Source organism: Actinocatenispora sera, assembly GCF_018324685.1.
Lineage (GTDB): Bacteria > Actinomycetota > Actinomycetes > Mycobacteriales > Micromonosporaceae > Actinocatenispora > Actinocatenispora sera.
The window spans coordinates 1,712,793-1,731,125 of sequence record NZ_AP023354.1; the positions used below are offsets into that span (position 1 = coordinate 1,712,793).

Sequence of the window (18,333 nt, forward strand, 5' to 3'; positions counted from 1 at the left end):
TTGGGGGACAGCTCGCCGCGCGCCGACTGCCCACCATCAATCGAGCTGGCGGGGGAGACCCACATGAGTACCACTGCGGCCGGTACGGCGATCGCGACCGCACGCAGTACCGGTCGCGGGGGCCCGTGGGCGACCCTGGTCGCCGTCGCCCTCGGCGTGATCATGGTCGCGCTGGACGGCACCATCGTCGCCATCGCCAACCCCGCGATCGGCAAGTCGCTGCACGCGTCCCTGTCCGACCTGCAGTGGATCACCAACGGCTACCTGCTCGCGCTGGCTGTCTTCCTGGTCACTGCCGGCAAGCTCGGCGACCGGTTCGGGCACAAGAGCATGTTCCTGGTCGGCGTGGTCGGCTTCGCCGCCAGTTCCGGCATCATCGGGCTCTCCGGCAGCATCGGCCTGATCATCGCGTTCCGGGTGCTGCAGGGCGTCTTCGGTGCGCTGCTGCAACCGGCGGCGCTCGGGCTGCTGCGCGAGGCGTTCCCGCGGGAGAGGCTGAACATCGCGATCGGCATCTGGGGCGCCGCGATCGGCCTGTCCACCGCGGCCGGCCCCATCGTCGGCGGTCTGCTCGTCGAGCACGTCAACTGGCAGTGGGTGTTCTTCGTGAACCTGCCGGTCGGCGCGCTCGCGCTGATCCTCGGCCTGCTCGTGCTGGGTCGCAACCACCGGGTCGACCGCGGCTCGCGGGCCGACATCCCCGGCATCGCGCTGCTGTCGGTGGCGATGTTCGCCCTGGTGTTCGGCGTGATCAAGGCATCCGACTTCGGTTGGGGCAACTGGCGCACGATCGGCCTGTTCGCCGGCGCGGCGGTCTTCGCGGTGCTGTTCATCCTGCGCGAACGGTCCGCCGCCGACCCGCTGCTGCCGCTCGGGCTGTTCCGGTCCCGGTCGCTGTCGATCGGCACCGTGCTGATGGTGCTGATGGCGTTCGCGATGTTCGGTTCGCTGTTCTTCGTCACCTTCTACCTGCAGCTGGTGCACGGCCTGTCGCCGGTCCAGTCCGGCGTCCGGCTGCTGCCGATGACCGCCGGCATGGTCGTCGGCTCGCCCATCGCCGGCGCCCTGATCGGACGGATCGGGCCGCGCGGCCCGATCGCCACCGGGATGGCCGCGGTCGCGATCGCGATGTTCGGCCTGTCCCGGCTGCCGATCGACGCCTCGGCCGGGCTCACCTCGCTGTGGTTCGTCATCCTCGGCCTCGGCCTGTCCGTGGTCATGGTCGGCGCCACCGAGGTGATCGTGGGCAACGCGCCGGTGCAGCTGTCCGGTGTCGCGTCCGGGGTCCAGCAGGCCGCCATGCAGGTCGGTGGCGCGCTCGGTACCGCGGTGCTCGGTGCGGTGATGACCGCGCGGGTCGGCAGCGTGCTCAACGGGCACTGGACCGACCAGCACCTGCCGGCGCTGACCCCGGCGCAGGTCGACGCGGCCAAGAGCGCCGTGGCCGGCGGGGTGGCACCGGTACCGCCGGGTACCAAGGAGGAGATCGCCGCGCTGATCACCAAGGCCAGCAACCTGTCGTTCCTGGACGGGATGCACCTGGCCTTCACCGTGGCGGCGGTGGTGGCGGTGGTCGCGGTCGGGCTGTCGCTGATGATCCGCCGCTCCCGCAACGAGTCCAGTGCGCCGGCCGTACCGCACGCCTAGCGGCTGCGGGTCGGCTCGGGGCCGCTGGGTGCTGGTGGTGTAAAGGCCACCTCTGTTCGCGCTTGGACCCCGCGTGGGGGAGCGCGAGGAGAGGGCTTCGCCCCCTCCTCGCGCTCCTTCCCCGCCAAGGGGATTCCCCTTGGCCATCCCCTTGGCAGGCCCGGTGATGGTGTCCATCGACGCGGAGTGTGCGTCGGAGAGGAACGGGATGTCGGCGCTGCTTTCTCGGCAGCGCGGCGTTCGCTTCGGGGAGCCTGCTTGTGCGCGATCGGGGTGCCGGCGCGGCATTTCAGCGGCGCGGTGTTGCTCCGGGAAGCCCGGTGGGGTCAGAGGCGGGTGGCGGTGGTGACGAGGGCGGCGACGGCGCGCGAGCGCGTTTGGGGCGGCCAGGCGATGAGCGTGGTGACCTCGGGGGCGTCCAGCACCGGTACCGCGACCAGGTCGTCGTGCAGCTGGCCGCGGACCGTCTCGGGCAGGACCGCCATCGTCCGGCCGAGCGCGATCAGCTGGAGCAGTTGGGTGTGGTCCCGGACCTGCGGGCCGGGACCGTCCGGGTAGCTGCCGTCGCGGGCCGGCCAGCGCGGCAGCGGCAGGTCGGGGAGCGCGGTGACGTCGGCCATCCGAAGCGAGGTCCTGGCGGTCAGCGGGTGTCCGGCCGGCAGCACCGCGACCTGCCCCTCGGTACGCAGCTGCTCGGTGTCCAGCCCGGTGATCTGGTCGTACGGCAGGTGCAGCAGGCCGACGTCGGCCTGCCCGGTGCGCAGGAACCGCTCCTGCTCGCCGGGGCGGCACAGCAGCACGTCGACGGCGACCGCGCCGGGCTCGGCGGCGTACGCGTCGAGCAGCTTCGGCAGCAGCTCGCCGGCGGCACCGGCCTTCGTGACCAGCACGATGCCGGCCGCACCGGGCGTGGCGTCCGCGGCTCGCCGGGTGCGGCGCTCGGCGGACTCGACCGCGTCCAGCGCCGCCCGACCCTCCCGCAGCAGCGTCGCACCGGCCTCGGTCAGCGTGACCGCGCGGCTGGAGCGCTCCAGCAGGGTCGCGCCGAGGCGGTGTTCGAGCTGCCGGATCGCCCGGGACAGCGGGGGTTGCGCGATACCGAGCCGCTCCGCCGCCCGGCCGAAGTGCAGTTCCTCGGCGACCGCGACGAAGTACCGCAGCTCCCGCGTCTCCATGCTCGCCACGGTATCCCGCGGCGAGCAGGATTGATACCCGCACGGTATTGCCGGGTACCCGATCGGTGTTGGAGCGCGGGCCGGCTCCGATCGACGATCGAGGCATGAGCGAGCGCAAGCGAGTGAAGCAAGAAAATCGCGTGATCCGGCACCCTCTGGGCGTTCCGGCGAAGGAGGGACGCGCATGAGCGGCTCGACGGTCGCGCTGATCACGGGCGCGAACAAGGGCATCGGGTACGAGATCGCCGCCGGCCTGGGCGCCCTCGGCTGGCGGGTCGGGGTCGGCGCGCGGGACGACCGGCGCCGCGAGGAGGCGGTCGCCAAGCTGCGGGCCGCCGGCGCCGACGCGTTCGGCGTGCCTCTCGACGTGACCGACGACGCGAGCGTGGCCGCCGCGGCCGAACTGATCGAGGCCGAGGCCGGCGGGCTCGACGTCCTCGTGAACAACGCCGCCATCACCGGCGGCATGCCGCAGACCCCGACCACGGTGGCCGCCGAGACGATCCGGGCCGTGGTGGAGACCAACGTGATCGGCGTGGTGCGGGTCACCAATGCGATGCTGCCGATGCTGCGCCGGTCCGCCTCGCCGCGGATCGTGAACATGAGCAGCAGCGTCGGGTCGCTGACGTTGCAGAACACGCCGGGCGCCTCGGTCGGCCCGATCTCCGGCGCGTACGCGGTGTCGAAGACGTTCCTGAACGCCATGACGACGCAGTACGTCAAGGAGCTGGCCGACACGAACATCCTGATCAACTCGGCCTGCCCGGGATTCACCGCGACCGACCTGAACGGGTTCCGCGGGGTGCGGACGCCGGAGCAGGGCGCGCAGATCGCGATCCGGCTGGCGACGCTGCCCGACGACGGGCCGAACGGGAGTTTCTTCGACGACAACGGCGTCGTTCCCTGGTGAGAGCCGCGCCGTTCGGGCCGGTTCGCCCGCGCTAGACGGCGGCGGGGACGGGGTGGTCGAGGGGTACGGGGCGGCGGCGCGGGCGGTGCGCAGGGCGGTGGACCACCAGGCGAGTTGGGTGAGCAGCTGGTGTGCGTACCCGGCGCTGGCGGGATCGGCGGGCTGCCCGTCCTCCCAGGCGGTGAAGTAGTTGGGGAAGGTCAGCCCGTCGTGGATCGTGACCGCGTGCAGTTCGGTCAGGACGTTCTCCAGGTGCAGTACCGCGTGCCGGCCGCCGGCGGCGCCGCCGTAGCTGACGAAGGCCACCGGCTTGGCGGTCCACTCGGTGAAGTGCCAGTCGATCAGCGCCTTCAGCGATGCCGGGTAGCTGTGGTTGTACTCCGGGGTGACGATCACGAACGCGTCGGCCGCGGCGAGCCGCTCGCTGACCGGCCGCAGCCCGTACGGGCGGGGATAGTCGGCGCCGGCCGCCTTCGGTGACACGGCGGGCAACGACAGCGGGAGATCCACGCCGGCCAGGTCGATCACGTCGACGTCGAACCCGCCGTGCTCCCGGGCCCGGTCGGCGAACCAGGAACCGACAACGGGGCCGAACCGGCCTTCCCGGACGCTGCCGATGATGACTGCAAGGGTGCTGTTCTCGTTCATGCCGTCGATGGTCGGCGCGGCGCGGCCGGACAACCAGACCGGGATCAGGCTGGCCCTCGCAGGGCCACGCTGCGTGGCTGCCGGCTCGGTACGCTGAGGTAATGGGCACGCCCTTGGGGGACTTCGTCCGGGCGAAGCGGGACACCATCCGCCCGACCGATCTCGGCCTGCCGGACCAGCCGCGCCGCCGGGCTCCGGGTCTGCGGCGCACCGAGCTCGCCACCCGGGCCGGCGTCAGCGTTGAATACCTGACCCGGATCGAGCAGGGTCGGGACCGCAACCCGTCGGTCGCGGTGCTCAACGCGATCGCGGACGGGTTGAGCCTGGACGCGGCCGAGCGGGCGCACCTGCGCTACCTCGCCAAGATCACCGGTGGCGCCTGTACCGCACACCAGCGGCCGGAGCCGCCGGCCCGCGAGGTACGCCCGACGGCGCTGACCACGATGCGGCTGCTGGAACCGGGCGTCGCACTGGTCACCAACCGGCTCGGCGACATCCTCGCGTACACCTCCGGGTTCGCTCTGCTGATGCGCGGCTCGGGCCTGCTCGACCGGCCGGAGCCGAACCTGACCCGGTACGTGTTCCTCGATCCGGCCGCGCGCACCGCGTTCCCCGACTGGGACCAGGTTGCCGACGAGCAGGCGTTCGACCTGTGGCTCGGCCCGTCCGCCGGTACGGCCGAGTGGTTCCGGGCCGAGCTGGCACCGGTCGCCGGGGTGGAGTTCACCCGGCGGGTGGGCCGGCAGCTGCCGCCGCCGTCGGTACCGCTGCGGGTCAACCATCCGTCCGGCGCGCAGTTGCGGTGGCACCGCGAGGTCCTGGAACTGTCCGGGTCCGAGGCCCAGCAGCTGGTGGTGCTGCTGCCGGCGGACGAGGCCACCGGCGAGGCGTTCGAGCGGCTGCGCGGCGACGACCCGGGTCACCTGCACGCCGTCTGACCGCCCGTTCCGGGCAGGTTCTCGCCGGCCGGTCAACGGCCGCGGGACCGGCGTGCCGACAGCACCGACTCCGCCACGACCAGGGCCCCGGGCGACGAGGACCGCGACGCCGACGACCCGCAGGCCGGCGTGCGTGCCGGACACGAACGCGGCGACGAACCGGGACGTCAGTACGGTGCCGATGACTGCGACGATGGCACCGGCGTCCGCGGTCGCGGTGGGCGTCGTGCGAGCATGGCCGGGGCGAGGAGGTACGGATGCGGACGGAGCCGATACCGGCGGGGCTGGCGGAGCACGCCCGGCGGTTCTACGCCGAGGGCCGTACGGCGGTCGTGCCGCGCCGGGCGGCGACGGTCGTGCTGCTGCGGGACGCGCCGGGTGGGCCGGAGGTCTTCCTGGTGCGCCGCCGAACGACGATGCCGTTCGCCTCCGGGATGTACGCGTTCCCCGGCGGCAGCGTCGATCCCCGGGACGGCGCCGAACCGGCCGGTTCCCCGTGGGTCGGGCCGGACCCGGAGTCCTGGGCGCGGATGCTGGGGCTGCCGGGCGAGGTACGGGCCGCCCGCGAGGTGGTCGCGGCCGCGGTGCGGGAGATGTTCGAGGAGACGGGCGTGCTGTTCGCCGGCGCCGGCGCCGACTCCCTCGTCGGTGACGTGCTGGCCGGAGCGGGCCCGACCCTGCGGCCGGGCTCGTCGGTCGGCGCGGGCTCACCCGCCAGCGCCGGGCCCGGTCCGGCGGCCGGCGCTGCGGCCGGTCCGGCGGCCGGCGTGGACGCGGGCCCGCTCGCCGGGGCGACCGGTTCGTTCGTGGGCGACGTCGACTGGTCGGCCGCCCGAGTGTCCCTTGTGGAGCGTCGGGTTTCCTTGTCGGAGCTGCTGACCGAGCGCCGGTTGTCGATGCGGGCCGATCTGCTGCACGCGTGGGCACGGTGGATCACGCCGGAGTTCGAGCCCAGGCGGTACGACACGTTCTTCTTCCTGGCCGAGCTGCCGGCGGGGCAGACCGCGCGCGAGGTCGGCGGCGAGGCCGACCGGATCGCCTGGGTACGGCCGGCGGACGCGCTGGCCGGCCGCGAGGCGGGTGAGCTGGGCATGCTGCCGCCGACCGTGGCGGTGCTGGAGTCGTTGTCCTCGTTCGAGCGGGTCGCGGCCGCGCTGGCCGCCACGGCGCCGTCGCTCGCGCCGGTACAGCCCCGGGTGGAGTGGCACGCGGACGGCGCGCGGCTGGTGTTGTAGTTCTCGGATCGACCCTCATTGATCTTTAAGTAGCCGTAGCCTCGCTCTGTGTAGCTGAAGATTTCACGGCATTCAGGGGAGATCGCCATGGACAGGGCAATGACGCAGAGCGCGCATGCCACTCGTCAATCGGCCGCTTCGCACGTCGTCGACCATTCGACGCGACCCGGTGCGACGGAGCCGATCGCGGACCAGGAGCCGGCGCGGCGACGATCCGGACGACGGTTGCTGCTGCTCGCCGGTACCGGCATGTTCCTGATCGGAGCGGCCTGGACGGTCGCGACGGTGCGGACCGGGCTCGCCGCGGCGTCGCGGCAGCGCAACCGGAAGAACCGCCGGCTGTTCCGTCGCCACTGACCGTTCTCGACGGCCCGGGCCGGGCGCTCCGAATCGGGCGTCCGGTCCGGGCCGTCGGCGTGTGTCGGGCTCCCGGTGCGGTGTGCCGCCCGGATCAGAGCGAGTCGATCCAGCGTTGCAGGCGCCGGCCCTCGACAGCCATCAGCTCGGGCTCCCGGAACGTGTTGGTCAGCACCGAGATCCCCTGGTACGCGGCGATCAGGGCGACCGCGAGCTCGCGGGCGTCGTCGCGGCCCATCGCGTCGAACTGGCGTTCGGCCCAGTCGACCAGGGCGCGCATGTGCGCGGCGATCTTCCGGTCCAGGCCGTCGGCCCGCTTGTCGAGCTCGGTGGCCAGGGTCCCGGTGGGGCAGCCGTACCGCGCGGCGAGCTCACGCTGGTCGACCCAGCCGCGAACCAGACCCTTCAGCCGGTCCGGTGGGGTCGGCAGCTCGTCGAGCGCGGCGAGGGTCGACCGCAACGCGTCGCCATGCGTACCGATCGCGGCTTCGACGAGGTCGTCCTTGGTCTTGAAGTAGTAGTAGACGTTGCCCACGGGCACGTCGGCGGCGCGCGCGATGTCGGCCAGCGTCGTCTTCTCGACCCCCTGCTCGTGCAGGACCCTGGCCGCCGCGTCGGTCAGTCGCTCCCGCTTGCCGCCGGACCGCCGCGTCACTGTTGAGTGAGTCACCTGACTAAGTCTAGACACGCCTCGGGCGTTCGGGTAGCGTCCGACAAGTAAGTCAGTCAGCTAACTAACTTGGAGAGTCATCGATGATCGTGGTCACGGGCGCAACCGGCAACGTCGGCGGTGAACTGGTGCGGACGCTCACGTCTGCCGGGGAGCGGGTGGTCGCGGTCTCGCGACACCCCGCGCCGCTTCCCGACGGCGTGCCGCACCACGTGGCGGACCTGGCCGATCCGGACAGCCTGCGGCCGGCGCTCGACGGCGCCGACGCCCTGTTCCTGCTCGTCGCCGGCGACGACCCGGAGGGAATCCTGAGCGCCGCCAAGGAATCCGGCGTCCGGCGCGTCACGCTCCTCTCCTCGCTCGGCGTCGGCACCCGGCCGGACGCGTACCGGCATGCGGAGTCGTTCGAGAACGCGGTGCGTGGATCCGGTCTGGACTGGACGATTCTGCGATCCGGCGGCCTGAACTCCAACGCGTACGCCTGGGCCGCCTCGATCCGCGCCGACCGCACCGCGGCCGCACCGTTCGGTGCCGTCGGCTTGCCCATGGTCGACCCGGCAGACGTCGCCGAGGTCGCCGCCGCGGCGCTGCGCGAGGAGGGCCACGGCGGCCGGACCTACGAGCTGACCGGGCCGTCGCTGGTCACCCCGCGCGATCGGGCCGTCGCCATCGGGGCGGCGCTCGGTACGCCGGTGCGTTTCGTCGAGCAGACCCGCGACGAGGCGCGGGCCCAGATGCTCGCGTTCATGCCCGAGCCGGTGGTCGAGGGCACGCTCGCCATCCTCGGCGAGCCGCTGCCGGCCGAGCAGCGGGTGAGCCCCGATGTCGAGCGGGTGCTCGGGCGGACCCCGCGACCGTTCACTGACTGGGCCGCCCGCATGGTGGGCGCCTTCCGGTGACGCCCGCCGTCGCCGCCTTCCTGGCGGACCCCACCCGCATCGCGGCAGCCGTGGGCCGCTACATCGCGCGCTACCGCACCCCGCCGCCCCACCCGCCCGGCCGGGTGGTACTCGAGATCGCGGTCGACCGCGTCAGGACACTCAACCTCTGAAGGACGGGGCATGCCCGACAACCAGACACTCGAATCGACCATGTACCACCGGGAGACCGGTACCGGCGCGCCGATCGTGTTCCTGCACGGCAACCCGACCTCGTCGTACCTGTGGCGCAACGTCCTGCCGGCCGTCGGCCCCGGGCGGCTGCTCGCGCCCGACCTGATCGGGATGGGCGAGTCCGGCAAGCCCGCGATCGACTACACGTTCGCCGACCATGCCCGCTATCTGGATGCCTGGTTCGACGCGGTCGGCCTCGACCAGGTCGTTCTCGTCGGGCACGACTGGGGTGGCGCGCTGGCCGCGGACTGGGCCGCCCGCCACCCCGGCCGGGTACGGGGGATCGCGTTCACCGAGGCGATTCTCAAGCCGATGAGCTGGGAGGAGTTCCCGGAGGCCGGCCGCGGTCTGTTCCGGGAGATCAAGACCGCCGGCCTCGGTGAGCAGATGATTCTGGCCGACTCGTACGTCGCGGGCGGTCTCGCGGCCATCTCGGCCCATCTCACCCCGGAGGATCTGGCCGTCTACCGCCGGCCGTACCCGACCGAGAAGAGCCGCCTCCCGCTGCTCCGCTGGCCGCGCTCGATGCCGTTGGGCGGTGACCCGGTCGATGTGGTCGAACGGGTCACCGAGTACGACGAGTGGCTGGCGGCCAGCCCGGACGTGCCCAAGCTGCTGGTGGCGTTCCGGCCCGACTACGGCACGATGACCGAGCCGGCGATGCTCGACTGGTACGCCCGGAACATCGCAGGCGTCGAGATCGAGCAGTACGAGGACCTGGCGGGCCACCACACGCCGGAGGACCAGCCCGCGGTGCTTGCCGCGGCGATCGCCCGCTGGCTCGACCGCCACCATCTTCGCTGAGCGGCCCCCACTGGCCTTGGGTTCCAGGGGTCGTCGCATGTTCGCCGGGCACCACGCCGCGCCGGAACGCGACGGGGCCGCGAGCACTGCTCGCGACCCCCGGATGCGGGACGGCTCAGTGGATCTGGCGGAGGATCCAGCGAGCCACGGTGTCGACCCGGGAGGTGGTCTCCGGGCCGGTGTGCGGGCAGTCCGGGCCGGTGCTCTCCACCCCGACCAGCCGCGGACCCCGCGCCGTCTCGGCGAAGTACGGCGCACCCGAGTCGTACGGGCAGGCCGACGTGTCGGCGGACGGCGCGGCGCCGGACACGTACACGTCGTGCTCGTCGACGCTGGTGACGGTGAAGTCGCCCATCTGCAGGTGCGTCTCCGGGGCGCCGTCGGCGGTGGTGGCACCCCAGCCGACGAGCCGGACCGGGTCGCCGGCGACCGGCGCCGTGCGGTTGAGCCGGAGCGGCTCGATGTCCCGTACCGGCGCGGACAGCTTCGCCAGCGCGATGTCGGTGTCCGGCGACTGCTTGACGTCCACCACGTCGAGCACGTGACCACCGTCGTCGGACAGGTCGGTGCGGCCGACGGTGGCGGTGGTCGACCCGTACTGCGGGGGGCCGCTGACCGGGTTGCGGTTCACGTCGTGGAAGCAGTGGCCGGCGGTGACGACCCAGCGCGGTGCGATGAGCGCGCCGGAGCAGGCGCTGTCGTACGTCCCGCCGTCGGGCTGCGGGATGTCGGTCATGGTGAACTTGACCGAGAACGGGTACGCGCCGTCCGGCGCCGAGGTGCCGTGCGCGATCTGCGGTGTCATCGTGCCGTCGGCGGTGGCCGGCTGGGCGGCGCCGGCGCGGCGCCGAGCGCGAGCAGGCCGAGCAGCCCGGCGGCGACGGTGGCCGTCCGGCGGGCGAGGGTGGTGGAACGCATCTGGCGAGAGTCCTCTCCGAACCCGGGCACGCGGGACATCGGCCGCGGCGCGGGTACTCACGGTCGGTGCACCCGACCACCTGGGATCGGGATGGCGGTGCCGGAGCGTGCGACCGGCGGTGAACCGGCACCGATCGGTGCACGTCGTGCAACACGGACGAACATACCAAGCCGGTGCGAGCGCGCCGGTCCCGGCGAGCGAACCGGACCGTGTGCAGTGCCGCGCGCACCGCACGGATACCACCATCCACAGTGGAGAGTGGCTCAGCCGCGGCGGGAGACGCGGCGCCAGATCAGGGCCATGCCGACACCCAGCAGCAGCAACCCGACGATCACGATGCCGATCTTGGCGAGCCGGTCGAACAGCAACTCGCGCAGGATCTCTTCGCTGCCGTCCTCGGCCAGCAGTCGCAGCGCGCTCACCGGCCTTCCTCCTTCGGCGGAACGCCGATGAGGCACCGGGGCCCGCGATGCCCGTGGCCCGCGCGTGCAGGCCCGCTCATCGACGGTCCCCGTCGCCGGACCGGTTGTTCCGGTCGGCGAGGTAGCGGCCCGCCGCCCGGTCGGTGAGGTAGCGGCCCGCCGCCCGGGCGGCGGTCGTGCCCAGCCCGACGCGCCGTCCGCGGGCGAGGTCGCGGGCGGCGTCGGCGACCGCCGGTGCCGCGTACCGGCGGGCGCGGTCGGCGTGCCGGCGAAGCGTGCCGTCGCGGCCGTGGCGCCTGAGCGCCACGGCGATGCCGAACAGCACGAGGGCGGCGAGCACCACCACTCCGACGATGATCCCGAACCGGATCAGCAGCAGGTTGAGCACCGTCTCCACGATTGCCTCCAGGGTTGTATCACAGTTGTGCTAAATACAACGTAGCACAGCTGTGATAGAAAGGAGCCATGCCGAGGAAGGTGGATGCCGCCGCGCGCCGCCGCGACGTGGTGGCCGCGCTGTTCCGGGTCGCCGAGCGCGACGGCCTGGCCCGCGTCTCGTTGCGTACGGTCGCCGACGAGGCGGGGCTCAACCTCGGCTCGCTCCGGCACTACTTCGCCAGCCAGCAGGAACTGATGCGGTTCGCGATGCAGGCGATGGTCGATCGGGTCGGCGACCGGCTGCAGGCACGCGTCGATCGGATCCGGGCGCTCGGCGACCTCCCCACCGCCGACCGGGTCGAGCAGGCCACCGACCTGCTCGCCGAACTGCTGCCGCTGGACGACGAGCGGCGCGCCGAGCTGACCGTCTTCCTCGACTTCACCGCGCACGCCCGCACCCATCCCGAGCTGCGCGACCTCGCGGTACGGGCGGCGACCGGATCCCGCTCGCTGGCCCGGCGGGTGGTCGCCCGCCTGGTCGACGACTCGACCCCCGCCGACGAGATCGATCTGCAGGCCGAGCGGCTGGCGTCCCTGGTGGACGGCCTGGGCGTGAACGCGATCCTCTACCCCGAGGTGCTGCCCCCGACCCGTGCCCGCGAGGTCCTGCGCGCACACCTGACCGCCCTGGCAACCTGACCGGTCGCCGGTTCCCCACGCGTCGATCGGTCTGGACGGGTACCCCGAGGGGACGTGAGCGAGCCGGGATCCAGAGGTCGCCTGGCAAGGCGGAGGAGGAACGCACTCCGCCCCGACGACAACGCCGCCAGGCGACGGCTGGGCCCGGCGCAGCGCCACCTACCCGAACCGGCCGGTGATGTAGTCCTCGGTCCGCTGCTCGCTCGGGTTCTGGAAGATCTTCGCGGTGTCGTCGAACTCGACCAGCCGGCCCGGGTCGCCGGTCGACTCGATGGAGAAGAAGGCGGTCCGGTCCGACACCCGGGCCGCCTGCTGCATGTTGTGCGTGACGATGACGACCGTGTAGCGGTCCTTCAACTCGCCGATCAGATCCTCGATCGCCAGGGTGGAGATCGGGTCCAGCGCCGAGCACGGCTCGTCCATCAGCAGCACCTGCGGCTCGACCGCGATCGCGCGGGCGATGCACAGCCGCTGCTGCTGGCCGCCGGACAGGCCGCCACCGGGCCGTTTCAGCCGGCCGGACACCTCGCCCCACAGGTGCGCGGCGCGCAGCGCGGACTCGGCCGCATCGTCCAGTGTGGACTTCTTGCGAACCCCGTTGAGCCGCAGCCCGGCGACCACGTTGTCGTAGATCGACATCGTCGGGAACGGGTTGGGGCGCTGGAACACCATGCCGATGGTGCGGCGGACGGCGGTCACGTCGACCCGCGGGTGGTAGATGTCCTCCGCGTCGATCATCAGCTTGCCCCGCACCTTCGCGCCCGGGGTGACCTCGTGCATCCGGTTGATCGAGCGCAGGAACGTCGACTTGCCGCAGCCGGACGGCCCGATCAGCGCCGTCACCGACTTCGGTTCGATCGTCATGGTGATCGAGTCGATCGCCTTGAACGACCCGTAGTACGCGGTCACGTCGACCGCTTCGACACGCTTGGCCATGCGCACAGTCACCTCTACCGGCCGATGGTGGAGCGGCGGGCCAGCAGCTTCGCCGCGATGGTCAGGATCGCGACGATCGCGATCAGGGTCAGCGCCGCGGTCCAGGCCCGGCCCGGCGCATACTGCGATGCCGCGCCGGCCTGCTCGTACACGAAGTAGGACAGCGACTCCTGGTTGCCCGAGAACGGGTTGACGTTGATCGCCGGGGTACCGCCCGCGACGAGCAGCACCGGGGCGGTTTCGCCTGCGGCGCGGGCGATCGAGAGCATCACGCCGGTGACGATGCCGGGCGCCGCGGTGGGCAGTACCACCCGCAGGATCGTCTTCCACTTCGGCACGCCCAGCGCGTACGAGCCCTCCCGCAGCGCCTGCGGTACCAGCCGGAGCATCTCCTCGGCGGAGCGCACGATCGTCGGCAGCATCAGTACGGTCAGCGCCAGCGCCGCGGCGAACCCGGAGTAGCCGGGCCGGCCGTGGTTGAACACCGGCGTGACGATCAGTACCCAGAAGGCCAGGACGAACAGGCCGGCCACGATGGACGGGATGCCGGTCATCACGTCGACGAAGAACCGGATCACGGTGGTCAGCCGACCCCGGCCGTACTCGACGAGGTAGATCGCCGCGGCCAGGCCGAGCGGGATCGCCAGTACCGCGGCGATGCCGACCTGCTCCAGGGTGCCGACGATCGCGTGGTACGCGCCGCCGCCGGGGTCCAGCGCGGTGATGTTGTTCATCGAGTGGTAGAAGAACTCCACGTCGATCCGGCCGGTGCCCTTGGCCAGCAGCGTCGCCACGACCGAGCCGAGCGGGATCAGCGCCAGGATGAACGCGCCGTAAACGGCGATCGTGGCGACCCGGTCGCGGGCCCGGCGGCCGCCCTCCACCGCCCCGGCGACGATCAGGGTGGCGAGCACGAACAGCACCGCCGCGACGACGACGGTCAACACCCAGCCGCCGGCGCCGGTACCGAGGATGCCGGCCGCGGACGCACCCAGCGCGGCGACGCCGAGCAGCGGCGGTACCGCCTTCGGCAACCGCCGGGCACGCAGCGAAGCTGACATCAGCGATCCGTTCCGCGACAAGGTGGTCATGACTGGCCCCCCACGAACTCGCGGCGCCGGAAGATGATCGCGCGCGCGGCGACGTTGACGATCAGGGTGATGGCGAACAGCAGCAGGCCGGAGGCGATCAGCGCGCCGCGACCGGTCGCGTTCGCCTCGCCGAAGCCGTTCGCGATGTTGGCGGCGATCGAGTTGCCGCCCACTCCGATCAGGTCGATCGACACGCCGAACGTGGCGCCCAGCGTCATCGCCAGCGCGATCGTCTCGCCGAGCGCGCGGCCCAGGCCGAGCATCACCGCCGCGACGATGCCGGGCCGGCCGTACGGCAGGACCGCGGTACGGATCATCTCCCAGCGCGTCGCGCCCAACGCCAGCGCGGCCTCCTCGTTCGCCCTGGGCGTCTGCACGAACACGTCCCGGCACAGCGCCGTGGTGATCGGCAGCACCATGATCGCCAGCACGATCGAGCCGAGCAGGATCGAGTTCCCGTACGGGCCGCCGCTGCCGAACAGCGGGACGAACCCGAGGTAGCGGTGCAGCCAGCCGGCCAGGTCGGTGACCGGCCCGGACAGGTAATCGCGGCCCCACAGGCCGAAGATGACGCTGGGTACCGCGGCCAGCAGGTCGATGACGAAGCCGAGCCCGGTGGCGATCCGGCGCGGTGCGTAGTGGGACAGGAACAGCGCGATGCCCAGCGCCACCGGAACCGCGATGATCAGCGCGATCGCGGCGCTCAGTACCGTGCCGTAGGCGAGTGCGGCGATGCCGAAGCGCGGGTGCGCCACGTCGTTCGGCAGCCACGTGGTGGAGGTGAAGAAGTGGGCCTGGTTCGCCCGTAGCGCCGGGATCGCCTGGGTGATCAGGAAAGCGGCGATCGCCACGATCACCACGAGCACCAGCACACCGGCTCCGGTACTGAACCACCGGAACAGCTTCTCCATCCGCCGGCCGGCGCGGGGAAGGGCGGCGCCACCGCCCAGTGTCGGTCCACCGTGGACGGTGGGTTCCGGCTCGACCTTCGTGGGCATCGGCGATTCGCTCATCTCGACCCGGTCCTCATCTGCCAGAGGTCCTCATCCGAAGAAACGACACCGATGTGGTGCCGGTCGGCGACCGGCACCACATCGCTGTCAGGCCAGGCCCTTGATGGCGCCCTGCACCTTGGTCTGCACCGGCTTCGGGAGCGGCGCGTAGCCCTGCTGGGTCAGCGCGGCCTGGCCGTCGTCGGACGAAACGTAGGTCAGGAACGACTTGAGCAGGTCGAGCTTGCCGGAGTCGTTGCCCTTGCTGCACGCGATCTCGTACGTGACCAGCACGATCGGGTACGCCCCGGCGACCTTGGTGTTGTAGTCGATGTCGAGCTTCAGGTTGTCGCCCTGGCCGACGACCTTGGCGCCCTCGACCGTCTTGCCGGCCGCCTCCGCGGTCAGCTCGGTGTACTGCCCGGCGCCGTTGTAGATCTTCGCGATGTCGAGGCTGTTGGTCGTCGCGTACGACCACTCGTCGTAGGCGATCGTGCCCGCGGTCTGCTTCACCTTCGCCGACACGCCGTCGGAGCCCTTGGCGCCCACCCCGCCCGGCGCCTTCCACTCCTTGGCGTGGCCGTACGTCCAGTCCGCGCCGGCGGTCTTCGACAGGTACGTGGTGAAGTTGTCCGAGGTGCCGGACGACTCGGAGCGGTGCACCGCCTGGATCGGCGTCGACGGCAGCGTCGCCTTCGGGTTGTCCGCCTTGATCGCCGGATCGTCCCAGGTCTTGACCTTGCCGGCGAAGATCTTCGCCAGCGTGGCCGGCTTGAACTGCAGGTCCTGCACGCCCTGGACGTGGTAGACCACGGCGATCGGGCCGGTCACCATCGGCAGGTCGAGCGCTTCACCGCCGGTGCAGCGCTTGTCCGCCGCCTTCTGCTCGGCACCGTCCGCGAGCGCCGAGTCGGAGCCGGCGAAGTCGGCGGTACCGGAGGTGAACGCCTGGATGCCGGCGCCCGAGCCGGTGCCGTCGTAGGTGATCTGCGCACCGGAGCACTTCGTCTGGTACGCCTTGATCCACTGGTCCATCGCGTTCTTCTGCGCCGTCGAACCCTGTGAGGTCAGCGAACCCTTGGCGCATTCGGTGCTCGGCGCCTTTGCGGTGCTCTTGCTGCCGCCGCCCGAGCCGGTGTTGTCCGAACCGCAGGCGGCCATCGCCAACGTGGCCGAGATGGCCAGCGCGGCGAGCGCGCCATGCCGCTGGAGCTTCACGCGAAGTTCCCTTCGTGCGTCTACGAGTCCCGGTCGCGGCTGCGGCCGGGGCCGCCGTACTGGCGGTCTGGCTCGGACGCTAGGAGCGCGAGGTTGCCGCCCTCCCGGGGCACGGTGAACGCGCCGTGAACAGCTCCCGCCGGCGCGGTGACATCACGCCGGGGTTGCGATGTACCCCACCTGAACGCACCCGCCTACCCACCCGTGCAGAGAGCGCTGTTCGCCCTCTTTCCCACCCCACTCCCTTTCGTCGCACTGGTCCCTCCGCCGCCGTGTCCGCGCTGCGCCGCTGTGGGCGACCGCGACCAGCCCACCAGCGGCAGTCACGACCTGACCAACCAGCCCCAACGGGCGCGACCAAGGCCTCGAAGTGGAGGAGCCGGCTTCGGCCGGCAGATCAGCCACGCCCTGATCCCGGCCGAAGCGACACCCACAGAAATCACCGATCACCAATCACCGGTGGTGGATCCGGGCTCAGTCCGCGAGCCGTGCGTGTGCGCGGGTGATGAGGGTGTTGAGCGTCCGCTCGGTGGCCGCGACGTCGTCCGGAGGGAGGTCGGTCCACAGCGGGCCGGTCAGCTCCGCGAGGTGTGCTCGCACGGTGGCGGCGAGGTCTCGCCCATCGCCGAACAGCCCTCCGTCCGTCTCACGCCTGGGTACTGGCGGCGTCCCGGGCCGAACCGGTCTTGGTGTCATTCCCTCGGACGGCCGTCACCAGCGCCTCGAGATCCATCCGGAGCCGCGAGACCAACTCCGGCGATGTGAGGTTCGCCCAGAGGAGCTCGACCGCGTCGCCGGCGCTCGCGGCCGCGGGCTGAGCCTTCTGGCCCTTGGCGGTCAGGAAGACCACCCGCTGGCGGGCGTCTTCGGGGTTGGATCCGCTGCGCACGAACCCGTCTCGCTCCAACTGGCCCACCATCTCCGCCATGCTCTGTTTGCGGATCGACACAAGCTCGGCGAGCCGCCCTACGGCGATACCGCGCTCCGGGATGAATGGCAGCGCCTTGGCGCGACCCCCGGCCAGATCGGCGAAACCGGAGCTACGCAACTCAGCCTCGACCGCTGCGGTATAGGCGTCGTGGAGCATCCGGAGCATCAGCGAGATGCGTGGGGAGTGCTTTCCTGAATCGCTGTTGACGGGCACCTGTCTAACCTCCGTGATCGTCAGGGCCCTGTCAATCTATCTCAGGGAGCTCCGAACGCCACAGATCGACATCCTCGATACCTATCTGCACTACGCGTCAACGGGGCCCGCCGCCGCTGTGACGTCTTGTTCGCCATGCTGCGCGACCGCAAGCCCTACCAGCCACGGCCGACAAACCCTGTAGGGACACCCGCTCGCGCTCCTTCCCCGGCAAGGGGCCGCTCCCTTGGCCATCCCCACCCGGCCCCGGCACCGATACCCATCGACGCCCAGTGATCGACGAAGAAGAACGGGGCCACGCCCGTTGCATCACGGCAACGCCCGCTTGGGACTGGCGATCCAGGCGCGGGTGCCGGTGAGTACGGCCGAGTGCACGGCTCGCGCCAGCCGGGCGCCCCACGGCGATCGTGGCCCACCGTAGGGCTCGGGCTCGCCGTCGACGGGGCAGTGGACGACGACCGCGTCGGAGGCGGTACCGGTGGCGCGGACGCCGGCCTCGTACAGCGCCTGGGCCTTCGCCTCGGTGGCGGTGACGACGGCGTTGACCAGCGCGGCGGGTGACAGCCGTACCGGCAGCGCGACGACGACGTTGATGGTGCCCGGCCGGTAGGGCTCCGGCGGCCGGTACTCGACGGTCTCGTACTCGGCGAAGACGGCCGGCCGGTCGCCGGCGGGTACCTCGCGGCGGAAGTGGCCGTCCGGCGCGGCGGCCCAGGCGGGGCTGGACAGCCCGACGGTGGCGGTCGCGTGCACACCGGAGTCGGCCGCGACGTGGTGGCGGGTGACGTCGACGGCGGTGAGCAGCCCGGCGCCGGTACCGGTGAGGCCGAGCCCGGCGCCGATCTCGGCGAGGTGCCGATCCGGGTCGGTCCGGTCGTAGCTCAGGGGTACGGTGGCGTTGATCAACCAGTCGCGGACCGTGAGGCCACCGCCCAGCGGCCCCGACGAGATACACGACCGAGGCGCCGAGAACTCCCACACAAGCAGCGGGATCGACCGGTTTCGTTCTGTTCGCGCGGTCAGCCTTGGATCCATAGC

General features: G+C 71.8%; 21 protein-coding genes and 1 pseudogene. 10 read left to right on the forward strand and 12 right to left on the reverse strand.

The window, feature by feature from the left end:
- Positions 1-45 precede the first annotated feature (45 nt).
- Positions 46-1,647 carry an MFS transporter gene (locus tag Asera_RS08240; RefSeq protein WP_425305973.1) on the forward strand — a complete coding sequence of 534 codons (1,602 nt, stop codon included), beginning with the start codon at positions 46-48 and terminating at the stop codon, positions 1,645-1,647.
- A gap of 326 nt (positions 1,648-1,973) precedes the next feature.
- Here the strand turns inward: Asera_RS08240 and Asera_RS08245 are convergent, their stop codons facing one another.
- Positions 1,974-2,822: a LysR family transcriptional regulator gene (locus Asera_RS08245; protein ID WP_212804534.1), complete on the reverse strand. Its 849-nt coding sequence runs from the start codon at positions 2,820-2,822 to the stop codon at positions 1,974-1,976.
- Positions 2,823-3,006: 184 nt separating this feature from the next.
- Between Asera_RS08245 and Asera_RS08250 the strand changes: the two genes are divergently transcribed.
- Positions 3,007-3,732 carry an SDR family oxidoreductase gene (locus Asera_RS08250; protein ID WP_030449819.1) on the forward strand — a complete coding sequence of 242 codons (726 nt, stop codon included), beginning with the start codon at positions 3,007-3,009 and terminating at the stop codon, positions 3,730-3,732.
- A 252-nt stretch (positions 3,733-3,984) separates the two neighbouring features.
- Here the strand turns inward: Asera_RS08250 and Asera_RS08255 are convergent.
- Positions 3,985-4,380 (reverse strand): annotated as a pseudogene (locus Asera_RS08255) (NADPH-dependent FMN reductase); the annotation flags it as partial.
- Between Asera_RS08255 and Asera_RS33550 the strand changes: the two are divergent.
- The 4 genes from Asera_RS33550 to Asera_RS08270 all read left to right on the forward strand — a co-directional run bounded on the left by Asera_RS33550 (position 4,349) and on the right by Asera_RS08270 (position 6,910).
- Positions 4,349-4,477 carry a hypothetical protein gene (locus tag Asera_RS33550; protein ID WP_280529717.1) on the forward strand — a complete coding sequence of 43 codons (129 nt, stop codon included), beginning with the start codon at positions 4,349-4,351 and terminating at the stop codon, positions 4,475-4,477. The pseudogene Asera_RS08255 and the gene Asera_RS33550 overlap by 32 nt on opposite strands.
- Positions 4,478-4,481: 4 nt before the next feature.
- Positions 4,482-5,318: a helix-turn-helix domain-containing protein gene (locus Asera_RS08260; RefSeq protein ID WP_030449821.1), complete on the forward strand. Its 837-nt coding sequence runs from the start codon at positions 4,482-4,484 to the stop codon at positions 5,316-5,318.
- Between the two features lie 257 nt (positions 5,319-5,575).
- On the forward strand, positions 5,576-6,553 hold the full coding sequence (locus Asera_RS08265) for an NUDIX hydrolase (RefSeq protein WP_035298803.1): 978 nt from the start codon (positions 5,576-5,578) through the stop codon (positions 6,551-6,553).
- An 87-nt stretch (positions 6,554-6,640) separates the two neighbouring features.
- Complete coding sequence (locus Asera_RS08270; RefSeq protein ID WP_157035218.1) at positions 6,641-6,910, forward strand: hypothetical protein; 270 nt, start codon at positions 6,641-6,643, stop codon at positions 6,908-6,910.
- A 94-nt stretch (positions 6,911-7,004) separates the two neighbouring features.
- Here Asera_RS08270 and Asera_RS08275 read toward each other — a convergent pair whose 3' ends face one another.
- A complete protein-coding gene (locus Asera_RS08275) occupies positions 7,005-7,580 on the reverse strand; it encodes a TetR/AcrR family transcriptional regulator (RefSeq protein WP_030449822.1) in 576 nt (191 codons plus the stop codon).
- 83 nt (positions 7,581-7,663) lie between these two features.
- Between Asera_RS08275 and Asera_RS08280 the strand changes: the two genes are divergently transcribed.
- The 3 genes from Asera_RS08280 to Asera_RS08290 are packed head-to-tail and all read left to right on the forward strand — an operon-like array spanning position 7,664 to position 9,496.
- Positions 7,664-8,479 carry an SDR family oxidoreductase gene (locus Asera_RS08280; protein WP_030449823.1) on the forward strand — a complete coding sequence of 272 codons (816 nt, stop codon included), beginning with the start codon at positions 7,664-7,666 and terminating at the stop codon, positions 8,477-8,479.
- Positions 8,476-8,631 (forward strand): pyridoxamine 5'-phosphate oxidase family protein, encoded by a 156-nt coding sequence (locus tag Asera_RS08285; protein ID WP_211255816.1) that lies wholly within the window; start codon positions 8,476-8,478, stop codon positions 8,629-8,631. The genes Asera_RS08280 and Asera_RS08285 overlap by 4 nt, the downstream gene beginning before the upstream one ends.
- Positions 8,632-8,641: 10 nt before the next feature.
- A complete protein-coding gene (locus Asera_RS08290; protein WP_030449824.1) occupies positions 8,642-9,496 on the forward strand; it encodes a haloalkane dehalogenase in 855 nt (284 codons plus the stop codon).
- Between the two features lie 115 nt (positions 9,497-9,611).
- On the opposite strand, the gene Asera_RS08295 is transcribed toward Asera_RS08290, so the two are convergent.
- The 3 genes from Asera_RS08295 to Asera_RS08305 form a co-directional block, all read right to left on the reverse strand.
- Positions 9,612-10,301: a S1 family peptidase gene (locus Asera_RS08295; RefSeq protein WP_051803083.1), complete on the reverse strand. Its 690-nt coding sequence runs from the start codon at positions 10,299-10,301 to the stop codon at positions 9,612-9,614.
- Positions 10,302-10,678: 377 nt separating this feature from the next.
- Positions 10,679-10,837 carry a hypothetical protein gene (locus tag Asera_RS08300; protein ID WP_157035219.1) on the reverse strand — a complete coding sequence of 53 codons (159 nt, stop codon included), beginning with the start codon at positions 10,835-10,837 and terminating at the stop codon, positions 10,679-10,681.
- Between the two features lie 76 nt (positions 10,838-10,913).
- Positions 10,914-11,234 (reverse strand): hypothetical protein, encoded by a 321-nt coding sequence (locus Asera_RS08305; RefSeq protein WP_030449826.1) that lies wholly within the window; start codon positions 11,232-11,234, stop codon positions 10,914-10,916.
- Between the two features lie 68 nt (positions 11,235-11,302).
- Between Asera_RS08305 and Asera_RS08310 the strand changes: the two genes are divergently transcribed.
- On the forward strand, positions 11,303-11,914 hold the full coding sequence (locus Asera_RS08310) for a TetR/AcrR family transcriptional regulator (RefSeq protein WP_030449827.1): 612 nt from the start codon (positions 11,303-11,305) through the stop codon (positions 11,912-11,914).
- A 159-nt stretch (positions 11,915-12,073) separates the two neighbouring features.
- Here the strand turns inward: Asera_RS08310 and pstB are convergent, their stop codons facing one another.
- The 6 genes from pstB to Asera_RS08340 all read right to left on the reverse strand — a co-directional run bounded on the left by pstB (position 12,074) and on the right by Asera_RS08340 (position 18,330).
- Positions 12,074-12,850, reverse strand: a complete 777-nt coding sequence (gene pstB, locus Asera_RS08315; RefSeq protein WP_030449828.1) for a phosphate ABC transporter ATP-binding protein PstB — start codon at positions 12,848-12,850, stop codon at positions 12,074-12,076.
- Between the two features lie 14 nt (positions 12,851-12,864).
- Positions 12,865-13,911, reverse strand: a complete 1,047-nt coding sequence (gene pstA / locus Asera_RS08320; protein WP_244843796.1) for a phosphate ABC transporter permease PstA — start codon at positions 13,909-13,911, stop codon at positions 12,865-12,867.
- A gap of 26 nt (positions 13,912-13,937) precedes the next feature.
- The gene (gene pstC, locus Asera_RS08325) at positions 13,938-14,954 is read right to left on the reverse strand and encodes a phosphate ABC transporter permease subunit PstC (RefSeq protein ID WP_084132901.1); all 1,017 of its coding nucleotides are present in this window, start codon (positions 14,952-14,954) and stop codon (positions 13,938-13,940) included.
- 87 nt (positions 14,955-15,041) lie between these two features.
- Positions 15,042-16,151, reverse strand: coding sequence for a phosphate ABC transporter substrate-binding protein PstS (pstS, locus tag Asera_RS08330; RefSeq protein WP_030449831.1), 1,110 nt, complete (start codon positions 16,149-16,151; stop codon positions 15,042-15,044).
- Between the two features lie 646 nt (positions 16,152-16,797).
- Positions 16,798-17,295 (reverse strand): MarR family winged helix-turn-helix transcriptional regulator, encoded by a 498-nt coding sequence (locus Asera_RS08335; RefSeq protein ID WP_157035220.1) that lies wholly within the window; start codon positions 17,293-17,295, stop codon positions 16,798-16,800.
- 309 nt (positions 17,296-17,604) lie between these two features.
- Entirely contained in the window at positions 17,605-18,330 is a 726-nt protein-coding gene (locus tag Asera_RS08340; protein WP_030449833.1) for an adenosylcobinamide amidohydrolase, read from the reverse strand.
- Positions 18,331-18,333 lie beyond the last annotated feature (3 nt).

Coding starts and splice junctions, on each gene's coding strand:
- Asera_RS08245 (WP_212804534.1), bottom strand. CDS start 2,822: ATGGAGACGCGGGAGCTGCGGTACTTCGTCGCGGTCGCCGAGGAACTG.
- Asera_RS08250 (WP_030449819.1), top strand. CDS start 3,007: ATGAGCGGCTCGACGGTCGCGCTGATCACGGGCGCGAACAAGGGCATC.
- Asera_RS33550 (WP_280529717.1), top strand. CDS start 4,349: ATGATGACTGCAAGGGTGCTGTTCTCGTTCATGCCGTCGATGGTCGGC.
- Asera_RS08260 (WP_030449821.1), top strand. CDS start 4,482: ATGGGCACGCCCTTGGGGGACTTCGTCCGGGCGAAGCGGGACACCATC.
- Asera_RS08265 (WP_035298803.1), top strand. CDS start 5,576: ATGCGGACGGAGCCGATACCGGCGGGGCTGGCGGAGCACGCCCGGCGG.
- Asera_RS08270 (WP_157035218.1), top strand. CDS start 6,641: ATGGACAGGGCAATGACGCAGAGCGCGCATGCCACTCGTCAATCGGCC.
- Asera_RS08280 (WP_030449823.1), top strand. CDS start 7,664: ATGATCGTGGTCACGGGCGCAACCGGCAACGTCGGCGGTGAACTGGTG.
- Asera_RS08290 (WP_030449824.1), top strand. CDS start 8,642: ATGCCCGACAACCAGACACTCGAATCGACCATGTACCACCGGGAGACC.
- Asera_RS08295 (WP_051803083.1), bottom strand. CDS start 10,301: ATGACACCGCAGATCGCGCACGGCACCTCGGCGCCGGACGGCGCGTAC.
- Asera_RS08310 (WP_030449827.1), top strand. CDS start 11,303: ATGCCGAGGAAGGTGGATGCCGCCGCGCGCCGCCGCGACGTGGTGGCC.
- pstB (WP_030449828.1), bottom strand. CDS start 12,850: ATGGCCAAGCGTGTCGAAGCGGTCGACGTGACCGCGTACTACGGGTCG.
- pstA (WP_244843796.1), bottom strand. CDS start 13,911: ATGTCAGCTTCGCTGCGTGCCCGGCGGTTGCCGAAGGCGGTACCGCCG.
- pstC (WP_084132901.1), bottom strand. CDS start 14,954: ATGAGCGAATCGCCGATGCCCACGAAGGTCGAGCCGGAACCCACCGTC.
- Asera_RS08340 (WP_030449833.1), bottom strand. CDS start 18,330: ATGGATCCAAGGCTGACCGCGCGAACAGAACGAAACCGGTCGATCCCG.